This window comes from Vibrio sp. 1069 (genome assembly GCF_033340555.1).
The window spans coordinates 1-732 of record NZ_JAWOWP010000323.1 but is presented as its reverse complement, the minus strand read 5'-3'; the positions used below and the strand labels follow the sequence as shown (position 1 = coordinate 732).

Below are 732 nucleotides of genomic sequence, written 5' to 3'. Positions count from 1 at the left end.
CCAAGACCACTATTTTCTTCAACACGCCCTCTATTAAGTTCTGTCTCTCCCCATTCACGGATCTGCTCCATCACCGGCAGAGATACTTTCTTATGCCACGCAAGTCGCTGCTTACTGCTGAGCCTCAAGACTTTGGCCTCATGATCGTTATCCCAGATCATTCCATACCACGTTAATACCTGTTCAACTTCGGTTGGGAATGAGTGAAGCACTTCCGCGAACTGCCGCCGCCCGTGACTATTGCACAGACAGTGTTGGACTTCATAACCAAGAGATGGGCGATTGCTGGATAAGGCATCGCTCATCAATATGGGAGTAGATAGCGTTTTACCGCGCTCGCTCAGCAACTCGTCAATGAACTCGCCCGCATGCCCAATGTTCGTTTTGTATAACACCACATTGTGCCCGCCTTTTAACCCAGCGACTAAACCCGTACTGTAAACGCCGGTGCGCTCTCGCATTTTGGTGCTATTGCGTTGCGGTTTTTCGATTGGGACTTTGTCTAAGATTCGATTACTCGTGTCGTCTAAGTAGTAATGCTCGGCGTTGGCTGCAAAAATTCTAAGCAGGTTATAAACGGGTTGTAAGCTATTGGCTACCAACTCAACTTGGTCAAAAATGGTTGACGCTGTAAGCTTTACTCCCATCAGAGCCTGCATGCTTTCTTGGCGATAATAAGGCGCACCAGCAAAAAACTTATGCAGAGCCATTAAAGTGCGAGCACTGTAACCG

General features: G+C 48.1%; 1 protein-coding gene. It reads right to left on the bottom strand.

Going from position 1 to position 732, the window contains the following annotated elements:
* The coding region (locus R7040_RS26275) for an IS66 family transposase (RefSeq protein WP_318097551.1) at positions 1–732 on the bottom strand (732 nt) is incomplete at both ends.